Below are 24,062 nucleotides of genomic sequence, written 5' to 3'. Positions count from 1 at the left end.
GGGATTTATTTAATTTCTAAAAAACGATTCCATTAGGTTTCCAATATTTACCGGTTGCTGGATAGGCACATTGTGATCGCCCTCAACTTCCAGCATCTCTACTCTTTTTATTTTCTTTTTCAACTTTCTACCGGCTTCCAGACAGTTGGAATCTGCACCATATAACAGCAGCGTTTCCTGTGGGATCTCCTCAATCTCTGCAGCGCTAAAGAAATCCCGTTCCCGGATCATATCGCTTTTGATACTCGTTTCATGAAACAGGTATTCATACATCCGGTGATTTTTCTCCATTTGCCTTTTACCCATTTTCGATTTGGTGGTATCGGCAAAATTCTGGACATAATATTCCAGAAATTCCCGGCTGTATTCGTCAATGATGTCCCGGGTTTTGTCGTCATTAGGATCGGGTGCTTCAATGATGGCCAGTTTCCGGATTTTGTCGGGGAACCGGGCAGCCATTTTCAGAGAAATCAGCCCACCGAAACTATAACCTGCCAGGTATACCGACGATAAGCCCAATCTTTCCAGCAGTTCAGACAAATCATCTGTCATGCTGTTCAGGTCATAACCATCTGCAATCTTTTCGCTCATGCCATGACTTTTCAGGTCATACATCACCACATGAAAATGCCTGGCCAGAATCGGCGCAATGTTAAAATAGTAAATAGAAAGGTTGCTGAACATGCCATGAACCAGAAGCACCGTTTCGGCAGCCCCCTTATTCAGTTCCTGAACATGTACTGCCCGGCTTTTCACGTCAATTATTGGCATTCTTCAATGTAATTAACAATGGTGCCCAGGTTCAGGTTGATCAGCTCGTCCAGATCCATTGCAGATAACCAGCCGGTAAAATCAATCTGTTCTCCGAAATGATTCTTTATTTTTTCTGAGAAAGACACAATCTCTATGCTGTCCATTTCCAGATCTTTAGTGAAAGAACTTTCCATCGTGATGTCCATTTCTTCCACAAACTCTTCACCAATCACTTCGGTGATAAATTGTTTCATTAGATCAAAGATCTCGCTGCTATTTAGTTTCGCTGTTGATATTATAGTGTCCATCCGATGATATAGTTTTTATGTTTAATAGTTTTAATGATGATGTCTTTAATTCTTAATTCTTCGCCATTGATCTCTTCGATCACATAGGCTCTTGGATTTCCCTGTAAACCTTTTCCGAGGAATTTGCCGTAAGCTTCCTTTGCTACCCAGAATCGGGTAGCCCATTCGGCTTTGTCTTTACCAGCCAGCAACGCTTGTTCTCCGGCCGAAAAAACGAGTTCGTAAAAACCTTCACTCCGGTCCTCCATCCGTTCAATATCTATCCCTACCGGGCGATCAAAACGGGCAATACCTACCGCATCGGTTCCTTTATGCGCAATGGAAATCTGAATTCCATCAGTCATCGGTCCATACAGGTAAGGTTTATGCACTTCATCAGACCTGATTTCAAATGAAATCGGATAATAGGCTTCTCCGTTCTCCTGATTCAATAGATTTCTGACGGCATCCTTTACGGCTACGCGACTGATGATCCATTCTTTTCTTTTGTTAGGTAATAGCGACAGGTGGTGTTTTTTCTCCTCCTGATTGAAATAGCGTTTCAGGATAAAATCCCAGGAAACGACCCGGGTATAGGCATTATGAAACATAAAAACACCCGGTGCCACTTCTTCCGATAAGCGGTTGTGCAAGGGCGACATAGATACTTTCCACAGGGCTTCATCGATTTCCAGCCTTCTGTTTTGCCAACCGGTAACCACAGCCCATACCTGGTTATCTCTTTTTATGACAAAATCTGCGGTTGCAAATTCTTCATTGAGTTCAGTCAGCACACAGGTACATTCAAATGTTCCTTTCTGGTCCATCATTTCCCCGAAGAATTCTATTTCCTGAATTTTAACAGGAAAGGCAATCCGGTCCTTAGTAAGCGTCAGTTGTAACCACAAGCCAAATAATTGTCCGGCATTATCCAGTAGTGAACCCTTACCGGCCCCTCCTTCAATAATTCCGGTGATGCCCTTCTCTCCTACATTAACCAGCTTCCTGATGCCCTGATACCCCGGGCCATGAAACATATGTTCTTCATAAATCTGTGCCGCTGTACGGTCAATATTTAAGGACGCCCCGATGTCAAAATTCCGCTTAGGCGGTGCTGTAGCAATACTGTTGAGCAATACCTCTGCATTTGCAAAACGTTCCAGGTTTAAATAAACCAAATGCTCTGCTTTCCATTCGCCGGTAATCGTTTCCCGAAAAGGCTTGGCTACGTTCATCCATTGAAAAACCTTGATATTCAGGATTTTTTGAACCCGTTCTGCCGGTGCCTGTTCTGCTGCGATCTCCCCGAACATTTCAAAAATCATCGTCATAGGAATTACCGGATCCATATCATCCACACAATGCCAGCCTTTGGGTTGTCTTAAAAGGGAATGATCAACCAGGTAAGGGCAGTTTTCCAAAGTAATGTCGATCGTTTTGGTAAAAGGCACCCTTACCGGGGTAACCACCAGCGGCTGTACCGCTGGTGAAGTCCCGGTTGTCGGAGCGTACGCATTGAGCGTGAATGGCTTATTTTGAAAAAGCAGCAGCAATTCGGATTGAATGCCGATCATTTCTTCTACGTTTTCATTAAAGGCCCTCATCAGAGGATGTGCGACATCTTGCAGGACTGCTTCTTTTCGGGGAGCTTTATTTTCCTGTTGAAGCGCCAGATTTTTAAGTCCGTTCAGCTTACTGATCAGGGGTAATCCAAGTTGCAGTTTCAGCCCTTTAGGAAGCAGGGGCTCCTGCTGGTCATACCCCATAAATTTCATTCCGGCTTCTTTGCCTTCCACAAATAAGGCAGCCAGAACCCTTTGTAACTGGGCTATACCGGATCTTAATGCCGTATTTGAGGATACGGTACTGAAATTACGGCCTTTTAAAGTATCATCGATAAATCCGATTAATCCTCCGGATCCTACCTGAATAAACAGACGGGCACCTTCTTCATACAGCTTCTCGGTCAACTCACGAAAGCGTACAGGCTTAATGAGGTGTTCCACACTGAGCTGCCTGATGGCTTCAAATCCTTCGGGATACAATTCAAGTGTAGTAGCAGACCACAACGGAAACTTTGTTTTCCTGAATTGCATCTTGCTCATTCCTTCCAGCATGACGTCCAGTTTATCTGCCACAAAAGGAGAATGAAAACCGGACTGAAAAGGAAGTACCTGATGAAAAATCTGCCTGGCCTTTAAAACCGGAACCAGTTTGTCCAAAGCGGCATTGCTTCCGCAAAGAATCACCTGCTGCGGACAATTGTCGTTGGAAAGGTATAAATGTTCGATATCCTGCAGGATGGGCTGCAACTGCTCCAAACCGCAACCCACCGCAATAAACCGGGAATCTTTCAGCTCGAAAGTTTCCGGATTCAGGTAATTGAGTAATTCTAATACAGAGGATTCCTCTGCCAGTCCTGATGATCTTGCTGCCAGCCATTCGCCTAAGCTGTGTCCGGCATTCATTTCCGGCAGAACCCCCAACTGCTTCAGCGCAGTATCCAGTACGCTGCTTTTATTTAATATCTTAAGGGCCTCATTTAACAGTCCTTCGGCTTTGGTATTGTTGTCCTGGGGAATGTTAAAATGGCTGGCCACGCTGCTGATTTCTCCACCGGCAAGACCATCCAGTCCGGGGAAAACAAAGGCTATTTTACCTCCTTTGCTTAACAGGGGCTCATTGCTATACCAGATGTCTTGTTTATTCCGCCATGGAAGGTTTTTCCCGGCAATCTTGATTGCTTTTTTTAAGCGTTCCGGACTGGGGTCAAATACAGCAATCCGGTAAGTGCCCTTTCCCGGGTTCCGATCCTTGTTTTCCAATGCAAGCATCAATGCCTCATGACTTTCACGGGCAAGTAACAAGACCTCATCAGTAATCGCCGGTTTGAATTCCGGCACCTTAACCGGATCAGCTCCGGGAGGCCGGTATCCTTCCAGCACCACATGTGCATTGATCCCTCCAAAGCCAAATGCATTTACTCCGGCAACCTTTGGTAATCCTGAAGCATCCCAGTCCTGTGCTTCCTGAACCGCCTGAAAACGGCTGTCTTTCAACAGCGCAAGTGGTTCCTCGCAATGAAGCGTAGGTGGAATGATGCCATGATACAGGGCCAGGGAAGTTTTTATCAGCCCGGCAATCCCTGCTGCAGGCATGGCATGGCCAATATTTGATTTTACAGAGCCGATCCCTGCTTTTAATAAAGAGGGATCTTTACCAAAAAACTGAGCCAGGGTTTCTATCTCGGTCTTATCCCCCAAGGGAGTTCCTGTGCCATGCGCCTCAATATAACCGATCTGATCAGCTTCCAGTCCGGCATTTTTCCAGGCCTGGGTAATGGCTTTCACCTGTCCTTTAACAGAGGGGCTCATGACACTTGTTCCGCTGCCATCACTGCTGACCCCGACTCCTTTTAATACGGAATAAATCTTATCTCCATTGCTGATGGCATCTTCCAGCCGTTTAAGCACCACAAAACCACATCCTTCACCGATCAGTAAACCGTCAGCATGTGCATCAAAAGGGCTTATTTTTCCTCTTTTGGATAAAGCGCCAAGCTGACTAAAAATACTCCAGAAAGCGGCGTTTTGTCCAACATGGACTCCTCCTACAATCACCAGGTCACAGCGACCGCTGTTGAGCTCCTGCAAGGCATGGTCAATGGCTATTAAGGAACTGGCACAGGCAGCATCCAGGGTATAAGCAGCTCCGCCAAGGTTGAGCCTGTTGGCCACCAGTGAGGCCACAAGATTTGGAATCAGCCCCATCGCAGTGTCCGGCCCGAAACGCCCTTTACGCAACTGATATTCTTTTTTTATCTTTTCCTTTTCTGCTGCTGATAAATCAGGCATCAGCTCCGTCAGGATATTGACAATCTGCTCGCCGGTTCTGACAATCTCAATGGCCCGCGTAGCGCCGGGCCCTGAATAATTACCTTTTCCGATGATAATCCCGGTCTTTTCAAGGATAGGGTCCTTTTCCAAAACACCCGCGTCATTCAGTGCTTTATGCACCAGGCTCAGCGTGAGCAGATGATCGGGTTCTGTTCCCTCTACGGCAAGGGGGAGAATTCCAAAATTCGCAGGATTAAACACAAATTCCGGAATAAAGCCTCCCCTGTTGCAATAGAACCGATCTACCCCTGTAGAACCTGAATCAAAATGTACAGGATCAATTCTATCAGCAGGTACAACCTGGGTAGAATCTACCTTATTAATGATATTTTGCCAGAAAGCAGCTACATCTTCCGCACCAGGAAAAATGCAGGACATTCCAATAACGGCTACGTCGGTCTTTTTCATGACTACCAGTTGTTTCCTGCCATGATCAGCACCTGACTCTCATTTCCATATTTCATTTCGTTAAGGAAAGTCTCCATTCCTTCATCAAGGGGAATCATGGAAATTCCTCTCCTTTCATATTCTTTCTCTAAAGAAGGCGATACCATACCGGCGCCTTTCCAGGGGCCCCAGTTAATGGAGAGCACTTTTCCTTTGATCTTTTCTTTCAATGCCCAGGCATACCTGTCCATCACACTGTTTGCAGCAGCATAGTCCGTTTGTCCGCGGTTTCCATAAACAGAAGCAATGCTGGAGAACAGGATAACAAATTGTGTATCTGCCCTCAATTGTTCTGCAAGCACTCTTAATGGGGTTACCTTGGTTTCAAAAACCCGCTTAAAAGAATCCAGCGTTTTCGCGTGGAAAAGCTTGTCTTCCAGCAAACCTGCACCATGAACTACACCATCAATCCTTCCAAATTCCTCGTAAACATTGCTGATCAAGGCACTTAAACCCTGCTCATCCCGAAGATCTAATGCCTCATAAGACACGATAGACCCGGTCAGTTCCAGGGAAGCAATGGTTTGAAGAATCTGGTTATTTTTATAGATTCTTGAGGTTTCCTGTTCAATTTCTGCCGGCGTCTTAAGTACACCCAGTTTAACCAGGTAGGCCCTGATTTCTTCTTTGGTTTTCAGGAAAGAAAACTGCTCCAGTCCGTTTGTTCTCGGATCCGGAGAACGCCCAACGAGGATGTAACGGCAAGGGTAATCTTTAGCAAAGCGCATCATGAGTTCTGAGGTGATCCCCTGTGCACCGCCCAATACCAATACGACTGCCTCTTTATCCAGCTGGATATGGGAATCTTCCAATCCGGTAATCAGTTCAGAAGGAATCAGCTCCAGTGTTTGTCGGCCGTCCCCATTGTAAATCACTTCAGAAGGATCATCCGGATTTAATATTTCATTTAGCGTAATCTCGGCAATCGCTATAGGACTTTGTTTTGTAGCCAGACTGACGATCCTGAATTTGGTTTGTTCATATTCCTTGTCCAGACTTTTAAACAGCCCTGAGTATCCTTGAAAACGCCTTAGCGTAGTCGCATCGGCCTGTTCTGTCAGATGGCCTTTGGTATCAGAAATAAAATATACCCATTTCACTTCTTCCAGATCCAGTTGTTTGATCAGTGCGATGTTGTCAATGATCTCAGTCTGGTTAGGAGAATCAAACATATTGAGGATCACTAAGCCCTGATACCCCTTAAGCTGATCATTTACAGATACAATATCTACAATGGCGCCCTGCTTTTCAAAAGCATGTCTGATGGCGAGGGATTGAGGTCCCTTATCGTCAGTTATGGCAAAACGCTGTCCTTTAAGGGCAACAGGTTCTGTATTCTGCAATTCAGACGGTGTCAGTTCAAAGCGAAGGCGCGATAAACTTTCGGCCGGTATCTGCGCACTTTCTTCAAGAATCTTCTGTGCAGAAGCCACGGTTTCCAGGCTTTCGGTTTCAATTTCTGAAATCCAGTTGACCAGGCCATTTAAGGTTTTAATGGCAGCCAGTTTCTCCATCAGGTCATCTCCGGCATCTTCGCCCTTGCTGAATCCGATTTTGATTTTCAACTCCCCGATGATCTCCATCCGTTTGATCGAATCGATACTTAAATCAGCTTCCAGATCAAGATCCATACCCAGCATATCCTGAGGATAACCTGTCTTTTCACTCACGACCAGCAGAATTGCCGATTTGATGTCTGCAGCACTGAATTTAACCGGAGTTGCTGCTACCGCAGCTACTGGCTTTTCAGGCTCAGAAACAGCTTCCGCTACCGGTGTATTTTCTTTGATCCAGTTGACCAGGCCATTTAAAGTTTTGATGGCAGCCAGCTGCTCCATAAAAGTATCTTCGTTTTTATCCGCCTGACTAAAACCGCCCAGTTCTGTCCGTAAAGCACCGATAATTTCCATGCGCTTAATCGAATCAATACTCAGATCTGCTTCCAGGTCCATTTCCATCCCCAGCATCTCCTGCGGATATCCGGTTTTATCACTCACAATCTGCATCAATACCATTTTCACATCGATCTGTACCCGCACTGGCTTTGCCACTGCCGCCTGAGGTGCTGCAATTACCGTTGCCGGAATAACGTGTTGGGCAATAGGTTCTGCTTTGTTTACCACAGGTTGAAAGGCAACTGGGTTCCCTTGTGTAACATGTTGTCCAAGGAAAGTTAACATGACATCGCGCTGTGCCTGAATCATCATCTTCATGCTGTTCAGGTATTCCTGCATCATCAGTTCAGCTCCATTGGATGGGGTATTTATGATTTCGGTTCTTCCTTCTATATTTTTCATTTTGAGTGGTTCTATGATTGGTAATGCCCCATACGCAGGAAGTTTTCCTACCGTAGGAATGGCATGCTGTCCGTTAACAGACCATACTGTCGGACTTTTCTTATATTGCCCGGGTTCATCCAGGTTCAGCAGTGTGGCTTCCCGTCCTTCAAAGAGTTTCTCCACTTTCACAGCTCTGCCTGTAGCCATATAGGTAGCAATAGTGCACAGGAGATGGGTGATTTTATTGTGCCCGTTGTCTTCGGCATACAAAAGCAATTCATCTTTGGACAGACAGGCTTTTACCAGTGAGGTTAGTACTTTTCCAGGGCCTACTTCGATAAAGATTCTTGCACCATCGACATACATCTGCTGCACCTGCTCTACAAACCTTACCGGTTTCACCAGGTGTTCCGTTAGCCTTTGTTTAATGGCACCGGCATTTACCGGATAGGTTTCGGCAGTGGTATTTGACCATACCGGCAAGCTCAGGTCCTTAAAGTTAACCAGGCTCAATACCGATTTGTAATTCTCTTTTGATTTCTCTACCAATGGACTATGGAACGCACAGGCCACTTCCAGCGGCCGGAAAGAAACTTTTTCTTTTTTTAAGGTCTCCGATAGTTTTCTGATAGCAGGAGTTGTTCCGGCAAGCACCTGTTGAGTCGGGGAATTGAAGTTAACCGCATATACATCTGCCAGGCCATCTATCCATTTGGACAGGTCTTCCTGACGACCGTTTACGGCAATCATGGCTCCAGTATCTTCACCTTCTACAGCCTCCAATATGGATTTCGCACGCTGCTCACTTAAGAACACGAGCTGGTCTTCATCAAAAGCACCTGCAAAACACAATGCAGGCAACTCGCCATAGCTATGTCCGGCAACCATATCCGGTTCCATTCCCAGCTCTTTCAGGAAGTTGGCCAATGCAAGGTCAACAATCCCGAGAAGCGGCTGTGCCATACGGGTATCCTTAATCCGGTCTTTCTGTGCTTTCAGCGATGCTTCATCAAAAACGGTATTGGGGAAGAGCACTTTTTCATATTCTGGTTTGCCTTTCAGCAGTTTACGCATTGCCGGAAAGATGACAAAAAGATCTCTTGCCATATTGATCCGCTGGCTTCCCTGTCCGGGGAACATAAACGCAACTTTTCCTTCTTTCTTTTTCGTGATGTAAGTATCCTTACTTTCCACGCCGGAAAGGGCCAGGTCAATTTTCATGATCAGGTCTTCAGGTCTGTCGGCCACAATACTAAGTTGCACCGGTTTCTTATTCTCCAGTGCCAGACTATAGGCAATATCTTTAAGGTCGATACTGTCATTGTCGTCCAACAGGTTTTTCACCACCGTAAGCCTTGATTTGGCTTCTTCATAGGTATTACCCCTGAACACAAATAACTCTGATGGCCATGATTTTAAGGCAGGAATCACATCCGAAACCTGATGATCACTCTCAATAACCGCATGGAAGTTGGTTCCACCAAATCCAAAAGCACTGATTCCTGCATATCTTTTCTCTTCCATCCATAATCCGGCTTCGGTATGGAATGCAAAAGGACTCGTTGCCCCATTATAATAGCTATTTGGAGTTTTCAGATTTATGGTAGGTGGCTTAATTCCATAATAGGTTGCTAAAGTTGCTTTGATCAACCCAGCCAGGCCGGCAGCGCATTTGGTATGTCCGATCTGTGTTTTTACCGAACCAAGATGGGTCTGATTGGCAATGGCACCAGACTGATTCAGCATTTCGGTGAGTGCAGTCAGCTCCGTCCTGTCGCCAACGACCGTACCGGTACCATGGGCTTCTACCAATCCCAGAAGAGATGGAGAGATCCCTGCCTGTTCATAAGCACGTTCCAGCGCCTTTACCTGTCCTGATTTTCGGGGAGCAGTTAAGCCCAGGCTTTTGCCATCGCTTGATCCGCCAATTCCCTGAATCACTGCATAGACGGTGTCACCGTCTCTTAACGCGTCTTCATGTCTTTTCAAGACCAGCATTGCCACCCCTTCACCAAGGGCAATGCCATCAGCTTCTGCATCAAAAGTGGCGCACCGTCCTTTACGTGACAATGCGTGCGTGCTGGAAAACATCAGGTAATCATTAATTCCATTGTGCAGGTCTGCTCCTCCGGCAAGCACCATATCCGATTTCTCTAAAAACAGTTCCTGACAAGCCAGGTCAATTGCAGCAAGCGAAGAGGCACAGGCAGCATCTACCGTAAAATTACGCCCGCCAAGATTCAAACGGTTGGTAATTCTTCCTGAGATGACATTTGCAAGGATGCCGGGGAAAGAATCCTCAGTCATCTTTGGTAATGCAGCATCCAGTTCCTCTGGCATTTCACCAAATACCTGTTTAAAGAAACACCTGAAACTATAACTGTTTGCCAGGTCATTTCCACCTTCAGCACCAATAATTACGGATACGTTTTCGGCATTGAAGCTTCCGTCTTTATAGCCGGCATGTTCCATGGCCTGTCTGGCCACCATAAGACTCAACAGCTGAGTAGGCTCAATTGCGGCCAGCGACTGCGGAGGGATTCCATACTCGAGTGGATCGAAATCAATTTTAGGAATAAAGCCGCCCCATTTAGAATGGGACATATCTGCGGCGGTAGATGCAGGGTCATAATATAATGCTTTATTCCAGCGCTCATCAGGAACTTCAGTTACTGCGTCTGTTCCAAGAATGATGTTGCGCCAATATTCTTCTATATTTTTCGCTCCGGGGAAGATACAGGCCATCCCGACAATAGCGACATTCAATGATTTTTCTTTTGATTCCGGAGGGCTTGATAAAACGGCTTCCTCAATGTGCCGGAAATTCCCGTCGGCCACCTCTTTATGCAGGTCCAGAACGGATACGATCTGGTTACACATCGAAGCCACCTGTCCGATCATATACATGCCAAGTGTCAGTTGTTCCTTTTCATCGATAGTGACCAGATGATCTCCCCTGCGTTCAATTCCTTTCGCAGCAATACGTAAACGACCTACGTTCAGCGTTTCCAGCTTTGCCCAGATCTCTTTTTTATCTACTCCTTCTTTTTGAAGTTTTTCCTTTTCCTCATTAAAGAAAGTGGCAAATGGAGAGTTCAGACACCTGGTTTCATGCCCTGGTGCAGTTTCCAGCAAAATCGTATCGGCTGATAGCCTGGCCTGCTCCTGAAACTGACCTCCTATTGCACCGGTACTTACCGCTTCTTTGGTATAGAGATAGGATGTTCCCATCAATACCCCAACTTTTACTCCTTTTGCGGCTAATGGCGCAGCCATAATGGCAATAAATGCGGTAGAGAGGCTATCGTGGATCCCGCCTGCAAAAAACACACTGATCTGCTCGGGATGGTCTTCCTTAAGCAGGCGTTCAATTTGTTTTTCCCAAAGTACCATACTCGACAGCGGGCCGACATGGCCGCCACATTCTCTTCCTTCAAATACAAACCTTTTAGCACCTTCTTTTAAGAACATATCCAATAAGGATGCGGAAGGAACATGCAGGAAAGTTTTAATGCCTAATTTCTCTAAAGGTTTGGCCTGAGATGGCCTGCCACCCGCAATGAGTACGACCGGGGGCATCTGCTCTTTAATGTATTCGATCTGTTCATCACGTAATTCCTGCGGGGCAAAACCTAGAATTCCGACACCCCAGGTTTTATCTCCTGCCAGCCTTTTTGTTTCCGCAATCAGATTTTTTGCAGTTTCTCCTTTTAATAAAGAAAGGGCGATGAAAGGAAGTGCACCGGCCTCTGCAACAGCATTGGCAAAAGGGGCAACATCACTAACCCTGGTCATCGGACCCTGCGCAATCGGATAAGTAATGTTCAGCTCAGTAGCTAAATCATTACCTGCACGGATCACATTTATGGATTTGGCCTGGTTCAGGTGACCATAAACAGCTTCTTCGATACCAAAGACCAGTTTATTCAGTTTCTTATAGCGTGCTTCCAGGTCTGTAGCCAGGGCAATATCCTGCCCCATTGGAAGGAAACTCTTTTCGAGGTCAAAGTCTGCAAAATACTTTTCCAGATCTTTTGCTGTGGCATTCAGCTCCAGTGAAGGAGAATTAGGCCGCTGTAATATCCTGAAATCACCAATTAGACGGGCTTCATTGCCACTCAGCTTTTCGCAGACCTGTTTGATGGCCTTCGGAACGGTACTTTCGGGAAACAAGGCCAACTGGCTATCCAGAACCACTCCTTTTGCACCAGAGGCAATTAAGGCAGCTGCGGTGTGTATACCTACACCTCCCTGTACATATATGGCTATGTTTTTTATTTCTTTAATAATTCGCTGAAAGAGAACATACGAAGATTCATATGCGACCTTTCCAGCGCCTTCATTACCTTTTACAATGATACCAGCAGCACCTTCAGCCGCAGCTTTCCGGGCTTCTTCGACATCATGAACCTGATAAAACAGCTTCACCGGTTCCGATCTGATCCATTTCATGCCGTATGGCAAAATCACCATAGTAACCTGTGCCGGCAAAATGATGTTGTTCAAATCATCCGAAACAAGGCAAACGCCAAATTCCGCAGCGGATTTTTGTGTGAACTGTTCAAGTGCTTCAGCAGCCCTGGTCCGATCTCTGCCGAGATGGAGTACAGGAAAAGCCTTTGCATTTGATAGAGAGAGTGCGAGATTTACATCGGGCCTTTCAAATGGAGTTATTCCAATAATTAAGGGAGTTTTCATATGGGTTGAGGGATGATTAGGGATTCAACTTTCGAGCGATTCCATAGCTATTGAAAATAATAACCTATAGAAACAGGATTTTTAAAGAGAAAACACCTTGATTTTTATTCAAAGTAGCTCTATATCAATAAAATCATTAATTTTCGGACAATAATTCAATAGGGAATCCGAAAACTTAATGAAAAGCAATAATCCTACGCTTTTGTGATAGCAAAATTACTACTATAATAACGCAGAGCCATGAAATCATCAAAAATGAACAAAAAGAACAGACTGAAAAAGCCTGAAAACAATAGAAAAAGCGCAATAACTTAATAAGTAGTTAACGCAAAGCTTAAATGAAGTAATAAAGTGCACTGAAATTCGTTCGCCAGCTTTTATAAATACATTCCGCTATTGCAAACAGTTACTGTAAAACAAAAAACCTGTTAACTTCATAGAGTCAACAGGTCATTGGTTATTGAAATTTATCCTTGGGGGAGGATTAATTGATCTTACTAACTGCTAAATTGTCGTAATAGATGTAATCTGTAGTGCTGGTTTTCCAGTAATCCTGGCTGCCTCCTCTAAACGTGTGGAAGGTCAGGTTATTGATCAGCCTTTTACTATCGTTGGTAGTCCAGCGGATATCCGTATCCAGTATGGTAGTTCCGTTAATGATGATTTGCGCACGACCATTTGTACTAGATCCGGTATTACTTTTTATATACATGTGCACATGGTACCATACGCCTTTCTGCAGTGCACCTGAGGCAGGGAAACGCTGGGTATAGGTGTCGCCATATTGAGTAGGCTGGTCTTTATGATAAACATAAGGCTGGAAAAATACCCGGTTTGGATTGCTATCCGGAGAATACCACATTAACCTTAAGCTGCCGCCATTGCCATCCCATCCCGGGTCTCCTCCGGTATTCCCTTCACCAACAGAAAACCCAAAGCCAATCTTTCCTCCCCGGCTAAAGTTAAACTGGCTGTGAAATTTCACGTCAAAGTCCAGTTCATAAGCGCTGCCATCGGTAATGTCGACATTAGTAACCATGCCTCCGGCACCAGACAACTGGTTTGGCAACAAAGTGACCCTAAGTCCATTTGTTCCGTCTTTACCATTGGTGATGAATGCACGGGATTCCTGCCAGCCGGAAACATTTCCGAAATCGGAAGAAGCTTGTGAAGAAGTATAAGTAGAGCCATTAGTCCTGTTCTCCCAGTTCAGGTTAATCGCAGATGAAATAGCGGCAGCGCTGATGGCCGCGCTTTTCTGGTTTATAGGAATCTGGCCCTCTCCCTGGGATCCGCTCTCCTTTTTACAGGCAGTAACAGCCAGTGCGGCAAGAAGTAAAATACCTGCAGTAAATCGTCTTGGTTTGGTTTGGTTTTTCATTGCTTCGTTTTTAGGGTTTATGATTTGGTTGATAAATAAGAAACTGGTTAAGTAAATTTAACACAGTTATATCTAAAAAAACAAATACAAATATCTGTAAAACAGACACTTAAAAACAAAGCAATACGCTTTAAGCACGAAGCTATTTTAAGGAAAAATGCCGCAAACCCTTCCCCGGGAAAGCAGGCCCTGTCATTTAAAATTCAGGGCAATACGCTTACCGGACAAGAAATATTTTTTTAATTTATTTTATGGGATTCCCCTTTACCCCTTCAAAGGTGATTTTGACTGGCTTAATGTATCCATTTTCGTCAAATTCCATCCGGTCAATACAGGTGACCCGATGATTTCCATCCTTTTCACCAAGCGGTCGTCGGTGGTACACCATATAATAATCGTTTCTCTGAGGATGTTTGATCACGGAATGATGCCCGGCACCGGTAGCCACCTCCGGATCCTGCTGCAGCACTTTAGCAATTCTTTTAAATGGTCCCAAAGGGGAATCGGCAATGGCATAGGCAACTGAATAATCAGGACCTGTCCATCCGCCTTCAGACCACATAAAATAGTACTTACCATTTCTCATGAACATATATGGACCTTCGACATAGTTCTCTGGTGTAATTTCTCTAAACACTTGCCCATCGGGAAAAGGTACAAATCCTGAAAAATCAGCATTCAGCTTTGCGATGTTGCAATGCTTCCATCCTCCATAAATCAGGTAATATTGTCCGTCTTTATCCTTAAAGACAAACTGATCAATGGGTTGGGCACCGTTGTGAAACTTATCGACCAGTGGTTTACCAAGATGATCTTTAAAAGGTCCCTCAGGCCGGTCCGCAACACCCACACCTATACCCCCGGTTTCCTGATCACTTTGAATATCATTGGCGCCGAATAAAAGATAATACTTCTTTTCTTTTTTAATAATGGAAGGTGCCCAGACTGCTTTCTTTGCCCATTTAAATCCGGCAGTATCCAGTATTGAGGGGTGTTTCTTCCAGGTCAGCAGGTCTTTAGAAGAAAAAGCATCCATAAAAACCTGCTTTTCATATTTGTCTGAAAAAGTAGGATAAATCCAGAAGGTATTCTCAAACACCGCCCCCTCAGGATCGGCATACCATCCGGGAAAAACAGGATTTCCTGAACTTTTTGCAGATGGAGCAGTGGATTGGCCATAACCTGAAATCGCAGAAAAACAAAGAAGAGTAACAGTCAGGATTCGTTTCATCAATAGGGTATTTATAAGTTACCCTACTAAAGTAATCTTTTTAGACAGCAAACTTTTATACTGAGGCCCCTGAAACATATAAATTACATTACTTACCTGATTTTACACGTCTGCCTTCTGATTCTGAACTGCCTGAACGCTGACGGGCGGCCTTAATATCTTTGCTTCCAAACCGATAAGTACAGGTTAACCTGAACACCTGACTTTCCCATCTTTCATTTACCACGTAATTTTGTGAAGGAATTGCACTGGTGATCTGGCTCTTTTGTAATTTAAAGATATCATTGGCAGCAAACTTAATGCTCAGTTTATTGTCCATAAAAGACTTGCTTGCTCCCAGATCAATTCCATACTGCGGGGCGATCAGCAAAGTTCCATAAACCTGTTTCGACTGGTAATATCCCGACCATTCAAATTTCGTAGACGAATTTAAAGTAATGGTCTGACTCGTATTCAGGTTAAATGAAGTCCGTCCACTTTTATAAGGAAGGCCAAGCAGATTAGGGGTTTGAAACTTGTTATAATATACGGTCAGGTTGTTATTGCTGCTCCACCACTTGGTAATCTGAACCGGATAACTCATGTTCATATTATAGGAATCCTGTTTGGCCAGGTTTTGAACAGATATAAAAATAGTTTTTTTAGCGGTATCCGTTAGCAACACCTCAGTCATTACATCATTGGTATGGCTGTATCCGAAAGTCACGTTCAAACTCTTTTTAAAGGAATAAGAGAATTCAAATGAATTGGTGTACTGTGGCTTTAAGAATGGATTTCCCTGCCGGAAAGAGTACAGGTCAACATAATAAATAAAAGGGTTTAAAGAACCATAGTCCGGACGATCAATCCTGCGGCTGTAGGAGAATCCTACTTCATGATCTTTAGACAACTCCTGGTTGATAAAAAGGGTTGGAAACAAATTCAGATAATCCCTTTTCACTACCTTTTGTTCCGTTACCGAATTTCCTTTGGAATTCGTTTGCTCCAACCTCAGTCCTAGCTGTACGGTTGTGCTTTTAAATTTCCTGTTTATATTGGCATAAGCAGCATTGATATTTTCATCGTACAGGAACTGGTTGCTTTTTCCGGCATCATTAACCCATTGGTTATTGTTGAAGTTTTCGAAGAGGAAGTTATTGTCTGTCTGCACAAAACTTGTTTTCAAACCAAGGTCTAATTTCATTTCCTTATTAATCGGTAAAGTATAGTCTACCTTGGCCGCCTGGATTTTCACAACAGAAGGCGAAGCGTTTCTGAAAATATAAGCTGGTTTCAATGGCTGTCCGGTAGCATCCTTGTACATGTTGTTGAATACACTGTTCTGCTTCGCCGTGTAGCGGGAATAATCCACATCTGCACTGATCTCCTGACCAAGGGTATCGAGTGTTCCTTTATAATTCAGGTTATAGGTAATCCCGGTATATTTTCTTTCGTTCGTGTTTGGAGCAACTACCGAGGAATCTGTTTTTCCAGGCCGGTCTCCAATCAGGGTCAGAACATTGGCCGCATCATTTCCATTGCCATGATAGCCATTCAGCAGGAAACCAAGCGTATGGTTGTCATTTATAAAATAATCGATACCCGCTTTATAATTCCGGTTTATCCTTTTCGCGTCACTATGGCTGGTCTGATCAAAATAGGTCTGATCTGCAGCCGTACCATTTACCCTTACAATATCCGTTTCCTGAAAACGCTTATTTACGCCATAATCCCCGTTCCCAAAAATATTAAACTTTTTCGCCCTGTGGTTCATGTTCAAACCGCTGTTTAATTTATAATTGGCCCCGTAACCGGCGCCGGCAGACAGAGAGCCATTGGTTCCGAAGTTTTTATTTTTCTTTAATTTGATATTGATGATTCCGGAATTTCCTGCTGCATCATATTTTGAGGAAGGATTAGTAATTAATTCGATAGACTGAATCGCGCTTCCTTCGGTAGAGCGGAGTAAATTGGCCAATTGCTCCGCAGACAAATAAGTAGGTTTTCCATCTAACATCACATTTACCCCTTGTTTTCCCCTCAGGCTGATTTTACCATCTTTATCTACTGTTACACCAGGTGCTTTCTGTAAAATTTCCAGCGCTGTATTTCCCGAAGCGAGCACGCTATTTTCTATGTTCAGTACCGTTTTGTCGATCTGTCGCTCGATCAGGGGCTTTTGTTTAACAATTTCCACTCCTTTCAGCTGTTTGGCATCGGTAGCCAATTGGACCTGCTCCACCTGAAAAAGCCGTTTATCTGCGCCAATGGCATAGGGGCCTTTAAAGGTTTTCTTATAGCCCACCACATAAATAGCTATTAAATACTTGCCGGCATTCAGGTCTTTAAATGTATAGGTTCCATTATCTCCTGTGAGGGTACCTTTTATTGCCGTAGAGTCTTTGGCATTCAATAAACTGATGGTGGCATAAGGAAATGCTTTCTGGTCTTCATCCAGTACTTTACCGGTTATCTCCCCTGTCAGCGTTGTACTTTGTGCATTCACCCTCATAAAAAGTAAAAACACCATGGCTAAACTAAAGAAGAAAGAAGTATATAGTTTCGTTTTCATATGGGCATAGTTTTTCCACATACGCTTTTAAGCATATCCTGAACATATGTGAATGGGTTTTTGGTGATTAATTTGTCTGGATATAAGACGGACTCCCCTGGTAAAAGGTTACACTAAATCCGGAAATATTTTGAAGTTTTTGTAAAAACGGGCTTATCAGCCTACTCAAGCGTCATTTCGACGGTTCTAAATCCCTGGTTGCTAAAAGAAGCGTGAGGACTTACCCTTCCGATATCTACAGAGTTGAAAAAGCTACAGGAATTCCTGCTGCACCACCAGGAGCCTCCCCGGGCATGCACGACTTTCCGCGTTTTGGAATCATTCTTTAAACTGCCTTCGCAAAACTCAAACACATTTCCGTACAGATCATACAAACCTAAAGCATTGGGTTTAAAACTTCCTACCGGCGAAGTATAGAGATAACCATCTGAGGTATCGGCACTCAGGTGGTCCCTCCCATTCCAGATATTCGCATAAATATTGATTTTGTCCTGATCTTCCCCCCAGAAATAAGTGCTTTTAGCACCGGCACGGGAAGCAATCTCCCACTCATCTAAAGTCGGCAGCCTGACTTTTGCCCATTTGCAATAAGCTTCAGCATCTGCATAACTGATGCTGGTTACCGGATGGTCCATTTTATCCTCAATTCCTCCCCGGCTGATTCCATTAGGGAAACGCCAGAAAGCGGTACTATCCCTGAGCCATTTAAACTCTTCCAGCCCGGGCTCAAAAACCATCGCATTCCCCAGTCGTTCTGCATCTGTCTGATAAGAAGTAGCCTTCACGAACGCTTCAAAATCCAGATTGGTAATTTCCGTCTGCCCTATATAAAAAGCAGCAACACGGATTTTTCTTAAAGGATTAAGCTGATGGGTACGTCCTCCAATCCAGTATTCACCAGCAGGGATTTTCACAAAACCGGAATTCTGGGCCTTTAATCCGGCCGGCAGGAAAAACATTCCGCAATTCAGCAGCAAAAAAAGTAGGAATTTAACGGAGCCCATTGTAAAATGCCATAGCCCTGTTGATGATTAGCTCTTCATTGGCCTTATTAAAGTCGATAAAACTGAGATAAGTACTTTTCGAGCCATATAATTTAACAAAAGACGCAGAGGTCATAAACGGTTTATATTCCCCCTTTTTCATCAATAACATCAGCACCGTAAGCAGGTCGTAATCTTTCCGCTCCAGTTTATAGGTTTCAATTAAAAAAGGAATCATTTCCTTTCCGTTAACGGCAACAATAGCAGCTTTATAGTTCAGGCCAACGCGATTTGTCCGCTTAACAGAAGCGCTGATCAATGCCATGACTGAATCCCGGTGACTCAGCAGAAAGTTGTCCTGTCTTTCACTCCAGGCCGCTTCATCAAAAGCATCGGGAAGGTTTCCAAATATTTTCTTATCCTCATCCAGAATCGGAGGACTCACATCGCAATTCTGACTGGATACTTCTGCATGAATCATGTGATAAGTAAACTTCTCCCTTAGCGATAGCGCCATATAAGTTTTATTACTCAGCTTCCAGGTTTCATCTTCCGCAGGCTTTATAGCCGCGATCAGTGTTTTCACCCTGGCTAAACCATATGGAGGTACGGTGTTCTTTTGTCTGTATTTATGATAAGCCTGACTACTGGGACTGGCTTCTTTCCAGGGAAGTTCCTCCTGAGCGGAAGTCATAAAAGGGAACAACAAGACTACAAGGGAAGTCAATAAAATGCTATAGCGCGTTTTCTTAAAATTTAAAATCATCGTATCACGTTAATGGTGATATAAAGGTAATTCTTATTTCTCAGCGTAATAAATAAAAGCCGGAGGAAGATTCAGTAAGGTAAACTCACAATGTACATTTTCAAAATTTCTTTTGATCAGGGCAAGGTCTGTCTTACAATACTGAAACTGAATATAACATCCGCCAGGTTTCAACAATTGATAACAATCATTCAGCAGCCTTCCTTTTTTTAATCCACCCATATTGGCCAGTGGAAGTCCGGAAATAATATAATCCACACTCCCTTCTTTGAAATACCGGGCAATATTCATCACATCGTCCTGAATCGGAACAAAACGCGGATCGCTTTCTTTCTTCAGTTCTTCAAAAAGTACAGGGTTCATTTCAAAGCCCGACAATTTGGACTGAAAATTCATTTTATCCAGCAGGTGTCCGGTAATGCTTCCCTTCCCCGCTCCCAGCTCAACAAGCTGCAGCGGTTTTTCGAAATCAATAAACTGCATCATTTTACGGGCCAGATAAGGGGAGCTCTCTATGATAGATCCAGTCTGCACAATATTCCGATACGCTTCTTTTACAAATACAAACATGAATCACAGGTATAAGAAATTTCAATTTACAGATTTATCCGGCTTTATGAAATATTCCTTTATATTTTGATGAATCCGCATCTTATCTCTAAATCTGAAAGCAATTATCTTTATTTTTATTGGGAAAATTCCCACAAAGCAAAACGCCTACGCTAATGAAAACACCAATAACCAAACCAGGTATCATGCAGCAACGTTTAAATGTACTTGCCGGCAAATGGAATACTACAGGCCATACCATAGCAAATACAGATCAGCCTTCGCTTGAATGTGTAGCCACGGATATTTACGAATGGCTCCCGGGAGGTTTTTTTCTGATGCACAGGGTGGATGCCAGACTTGGGGAAGACCGGCTTCAATTTACCGAGATCATTGGATATGATGCCTTAGAAAAGTCTTTCTTCATTCAAACCTATGATCATAAAGGCAAAACTGAACGGTCCAGGATGAACCTGAATCATGGAATACTGGAAATTAAAGGAGCAAATGAACGTTTCAGCGGGACAATTAATACCCAGGGGAACATCATCAGCGGAAGCTGGGAACGCCTGATAGCGGATTCCACCTGGCAGCCTTATATGGAGATAAAATTAACCAAAGTTGGTCATTTTTCTTAAATCCAGAGCTGCTCTTCTGCGGAAATCCTATATTGTATCCAGGTAAATCAGGAACTTTAGCATAAAGAAATGAAAGCACATAAATTTTGGGGAGAAGTAGAGGAAGACTGGGCAGGCTTCTCATCAGTAAATACTTTTAGCATCCCTCATTTTGAACAGCAGCAGGTCACCGTATTTCTGGGAGAAGAATTTGATGAAGAGGGAGATGAAATAGATACGCCACCGGATGCGGAAGAACTTGACGCCTACGAGGCCACCTTTTCCAGCTTTATTGATCAGCTGGACCACATTATTATAGAGATTAAGGAGCAGTCGTTCCGCAGGTATCAGAAATTATATGCGCATTACTATGAGGACGAGACCAAATCCGGACAGCCTCCCTTAAATATCAATACCCCCGGTAAACATTTCCAGCATCTGAAAGAAATCAATTACATCCGGGTCCTTCCCAACCAGACCATCCAGATCCCCATCAGATATGGTATCGATACGGAACATGGATTGGAAATAAGGCTAGAAAACAACAGCATTACGGCAATGGCAGGAATAGCTGAAACCTGATCAGGGCTAAAGAGGCAAGAGCAGAAAAGAGGCTGAGCTTTTCAACAAAACACATTGAGCTTTTTAACAAAGCGCTCCCCTCCCTTAAGCCATATCTTTGCTTTACTTAAATTCAGAAGCAATGACAAAAGTTTGGTTTATTACAGGTAGTTCCAGAGGGCTTGGACGAAGCCTCACAGCAGCAGTACTGGCTAATGGCGATTGTGTAGCCGCCACAGCCAGGAAACCAGAACAATTAAATGACCTGCTCGAAAAATATCCAGGTCAGATTTATCCTATACAGCTGGATGTGACAGACTATGATGAGGTCTATCAGTCTGTCGTTGCAGCCATCGCCCGTTTCGGAAGAATTGATGTCCTGGTGAACAATGCAGGATTCGGAATCACAGGTGCAGCAGAAGCTTTCAGCGATCAGCAGGTGCGCTGTCAGATAGAAACAAACCTCTATGCACCCATAGAAATCACGCGTGCGGTACTGCCTTACATGCGCAATCAGGGTTCAGGAAGAATCCTTCAGATCAGCTCGGTCGGCGGACGGGTTGGTGGCCCCGGACTCACGATGTATCAGGCTGCAAAATTTGGATTGGGAGGTTTTTCAGAGGCCCTTGCTAAAGAGGTTGCCCCTCTCGGTATTTATGTCACCTGCGTAGAACCCGGCGGCTTTCGCACAGATTGGGCTGGAGAATCCATGAGCTTTGCACGTGAAATCGAAGGATATGAAAGTACCGTTGGCCGGATGTCGGATTTTATAAAAAGTGGCGGTTATGTCCCAATGGGAGATCCGGATAAAGCAGCAAAGGTGATGATCAACCTGACAGATCACCCGAAACCGCCCATACACCTGGTTCTTGGCAGCGAAGCCATCTCCATTGTAAAAACTTCGGATACCCTGAAAAAGGCAGAGCTTGAAAAATGGGAAAGCATCAGCATTTCTACCGATCATGAGGAGGCGGTAAATTTCCTGGACACTCCTGAAGGGAAAGTAATTTCCGAACTAAAGAATTATCAGGCCGCAACCAGTTAGAATCAGGCGATTCTGTTTACATTTATATTAGGATTCATTCAAATGCCTCAACAAGAAGAAAAAAAGAAACGTCCGGATATCCTGTTTTCCTGTTATTTACACAAAAGCAGATCAGGAGAGCAATTTATTGCAGAGCATAGCCTGGGCTATAATATTTCCGGGACCATGGAGGTCTTCATTGATGGAAAAACACATCTTTTTAAAGAAGGTGATCTCCGTTTTTTCAGAAGAAACCGCTTGGCCAGATTTTCGAAAGAACCTCCTCCGGGTGGTGCCTTTCGGGCAGTTAGCATCTTTTTAGATCAACAGCTGTTGCGAAGCATCAGTGCAGAACACCAGCTCCAGTCGGGCGGACTGTATTGCGGGGAAAATGCACTGCTCTTAAAACCGAACCCTTTGTTCAGGAATTACATGAATTCACTGACCCCCTACCTGGATGAGACCAGACCGCTAAATAAAGCGCTGACAAGTTTGAAGGTGAAAGAGGCCGTTATGATTTTGATGGAAACCAATCCGGCATTACAGGATGTGCTGTTTGATTTCAATGAGCCTGGTAAAATTGATCTGGAAGCCTATATGACAGAGCATTACAAGTTCAATGTAGACCTGAACCGGTATGCTTACCTGACCGGAAGAAGCCTCGCTACTTTCAAAAGAGATTTCGAAAGGATTTTTAATACCTCGCCGAACAGGTGGCTTCAGCAACAACGCTTAAAGGATGCCTATTTTTTAATCAAAGAAAAGGGGGTGAAAGTATCCGATGTTTACCTGGATGTTGGCTTTAAAGACCTCTCCCATTTTTCTTTTGCATTTAAGAAGACTTATGGCATCACCCCTTCTAAACTTAGCTTACAGATCTGATGTCTTATCCTTCTTAAAACAATAGTCCTTATTTCCTGTTCCACCTATATATATGCGCAAACTTTTACAAAAGCTGCTTACCGGACCAATCATCAGACTGGCCAATAAATATTCCTCCAGACCGGATGAGCAGCGTGTGCATGAAGCCCTGACTACTTTATTTAATAAAATCAGGAAAGAACCCGGTAAACGAGGACAGCTGATTGAATTTGATCCATCCTCCAAACTGATCATCTTTTCGGATCAGCACAAAGGCAATAGAAATTATAGCGATGATTTCGCCCTGTCGGAGAAAAATTACCTGGCCGCACTCCGGTATTATAATGAACAGGACTACCTGTTTTGCAGCTTAGGAGATAGTGAAGAGCTTTGGAAAAACACCCTGATTGGGGTGGTTAAAAACAACAAAGAAACCTTCGAGCATGAAAAGCTTTTCCTGGAAAGGAACGCTTTCATTAAAATCTTCGGTAACCATGACCTATATTGGGACAATGATCCGCTTGCCGCTTTTACACTCGAAAAGGTCTACGGGCAAAAGATAAGGATTTATGAAGGGGTCATCCTTCAGATCCCGCTGAAAGACCAATTGTTGTCGGTATTCATGACCCATGGCCATCAGGGAGATTTGCAAAGCGATGGCAACTGGTTTAGCAAATGGTTTGTTTCCAATATTTGGGGCCCACTCCAGGCCTATCTTCGCATCAACCCCAATACCCCGGCTTACGACAGTCAGCTGAAATCTGCACACAATGCCATCATGTACGAATGGACGGCAAAACAATCCGGACTTGCCCTGATTACCGGGCATACCCACCAACCGGTATTCAATTCCCTGACCCACCTGGAACGGACTTATATACGGCTGGAAGCTGCAAAGGAAAAGGGAGATCAGGCACAAATCCAAAAGATAGAAGCAGAGCTGGCCGCTGGAAAAATCAGTGGGGATACTTCGCCCAGATTGAACTATTCTAAAAACACCTATTTTAATACCGGCTGCTGTTGTTTTAACGACGGGGACATTACGGGAATAGAACTGGAAGGAGGAAAAATCAAGCTGATCAAATGGAAATTCAATCCGGAATCAGGCCCTATCCGAATTGTCCTGGAAGAAGCGGAACTGGAGCATCTGCTCGAGGCCTGATTCCATAAATTCTAAA

Annotated in this window: 15 protein-coding genes; 5 read left to right on the top strand and 10 right to left on the bottom strand. The window is 44.1% G+C overall.

Going from position 1 to position 24,062, the window contains the following annotated elements; translation table 11 throughout:
- Positions 1-9 precede the first annotated feature (9 nt).
- The 10 genes from BFS30_RS15770 to BFS30_RS15725 form a co-directional block, all read right to left on the bottom strand.
- Entirely contained in the window at positions 10-771 is a 762-nt protein-coding gene (locus BFS30_RS15770) for an alpha/beta fold hydrolase (protein ID WP_069380171.1), read from the bottom strand.
- Entirely contained in the window at positions 762-1,061 is a 300-nt protein-coding gene (locus BFS30_RS15765; RefSeq protein ID WP_069380170.1) for an acyl carrier protein, read from the bottom strand. Before BFS30_RS15765 ends, BFS30_RS15770 begins: the two co-directional genes overlap by 10 nt.
- On the bottom strand, positions 1,049-5,344 hold the full coding sequence (locus BFS30_RS15760; protein WP_069380169.1) for a type I polyketide synthase: 4,296 nt from the start codon (positions 5,342-5,344) through the stop codon (positions 1,049-1,051). The genes BFS30_RS15765 and BFS30_RS15760 overlap by 13 nt, the downstream gene beginning before the upstream one ends.
- A gap of 2 nt (positions 5,345-5,346) precedes the next feature.
- Complete coding sequence (locus BFS30_RS15755) at positions 5,347-12,360, bottom strand: type I polyketide synthase (protein ID WP_069380168.1); 7,014 nt, start codon at positions 12,358-12,360, stop codon at positions 5,347-5,349.
- 484 nt (positions 12,361-12,844) lie between these two features.
- Positions 12,845-13,741, bottom strand: coding sequence for a polysaccharide lyase (locus BFS30_RS15750; RefSeq protein ID WP_069380167.1), 897 nt, complete (start codon positions 13,739-13,741; stop codon positions 12,845-12,847).
- A 244-nt stretch (positions 13,742-13,985) separates the two neighbouring features.
- Positions 13,986-14,972, bottom strand: a complete 987-nt coding sequence (locus BFS30_RS15745) for a glycoside hydrolase family 43 protein (protein ID WP_069380166.1) — start codon at positions 14,970-14,972, stop codon at positions 13,986-13,988.
- An 88-nt stretch (positions 14,973-15,060) separates the two neighbouring features.
- Complete coding sequence (locus tag BFS30_RS15740; RefSeq protein ID WP_069382468.1) at positions 15,061-17,523, bottom strand: TonB-dependent receptor; 2,463 nt, start codon at positions 17,521-17,523, stop codon at positions 15,061-15,063.
- A gap of 161 nt (positions 17,524-17,684) precedes the next feature.
- Positions 17,685-18,482, bottom strand: coding sequence for a formylglycine-generating enzyme family protein (locus BFS30_RS15735; protein ID WP_069382467.1), 798 nt, complete (start codon positions 18,480-18,482; stop codon positions 17,685-17,687).
- A gap of 31 nt (positions 18,483-18,513) precedes the next feature.
- A complete protein-coding gene (locus BFS30_RS15730; RefSeq protein WP_157262935.1) occupies positions 18,514-19,272 on the bottom strand; it encodes a hypothetical protein in 759 nt (252 codons plus the stop codon).
- 33 nt (positions 19,273-19,305) lie between these two features.
- Positions 19,306-19,842: a class I SAM-dependent methyltransferase gene (locus BFS30_RS15725; RefSeq protein ID WP_069380164.1), complete on the bottom strand. Its 537-nt coding sequence runs from the start codon at positions 19,840-19,842 to the stop codon at positions 19,306-19,308.
- A 155-nt stretch (positions 19,843-19,997) separates the two neighbouring features.
- Here BFS30_RS15725 and BFS30_RS15720 point away from each other — a divergent pair, with 155 nt between their 5' ends.
- The 5 genes from BFS30_RS15720 (at position 19,998) to BFS30_RS15700 (ending at position 24,046) form a co-directional block, all read left to right on the top strand.
- Entirely contained in the window at positions 19,998-20,459 is a 462-nt protein-coding gene (locus BFS30_RS15720; protein ID WP_069380163.1) for a DUF1579 family protein, read from the top strand.
- 69 nt (positions 20,460-20,528) lie between these two features.
- The gene (locus BFS30_RS15715; protein ID WP_069380162.1) at positions 20,529-21,020 is read left to right on the top strand and encodes a DUF6985 domain-containing protein; all 492 of its coding nucleotides are present in this window, start codon (positions 20,529-20,531) and stop codon (positions 21,018-21,020) included.
- 121 nt (positions 21,021-21,141) lie between these two features.
- Positions 21,142-22,044 (top strand): oxidoreductase, encoded by a 903-nt coding sequence (locus BFS30_RS15710; RefSeq protein WP_069380161.1) that lies wholly within the window; start codon positions 21,142-21,144, stop codon positions 22,042-22,044.
- A gap of 42 nt (positions 22,045-22,086) precedes the next feature.
- Positions 22,087-22,905, top strand: coding sequence for a helix-turn-helix domain-containing protein (locus tag BFS30_RS15705; RefSeq protein WP_069380160.1), 819 nt, complete (start codon positions 22,087-22,089; stop codon positions 22,903-22,905).
- A gap of 52 nt (positions 22,906-22,957) precedes the next feature.
- Positions 22,958-24,046, top strand: a complete 1,089-nt coding sequence (locus BFS30_RS15700; RefSeq protein WP_069380159.1) for a metallophosphoesterase — start codon at positions 22,958-22,960, stop codon at positions 24,044-24,046.
- Positions 24,047-24,062: the final 16 nt, after the last annotated feature.

This window comes from Pedobacter steynii (assembly GCF_001721645.1).
Taxonomy (GTDB): domain Bacteria; phylum Bacteroidota; class Bacteroidia; order Sphingobacteriales; family Sphingobacteriaceae; genus Pedobacter; species Pedobacter steynii_A.
Note: the sequence above shows the minus strand (reverse complement) of the source record. Positions and strands in the feature narration are given on the sequence as shown.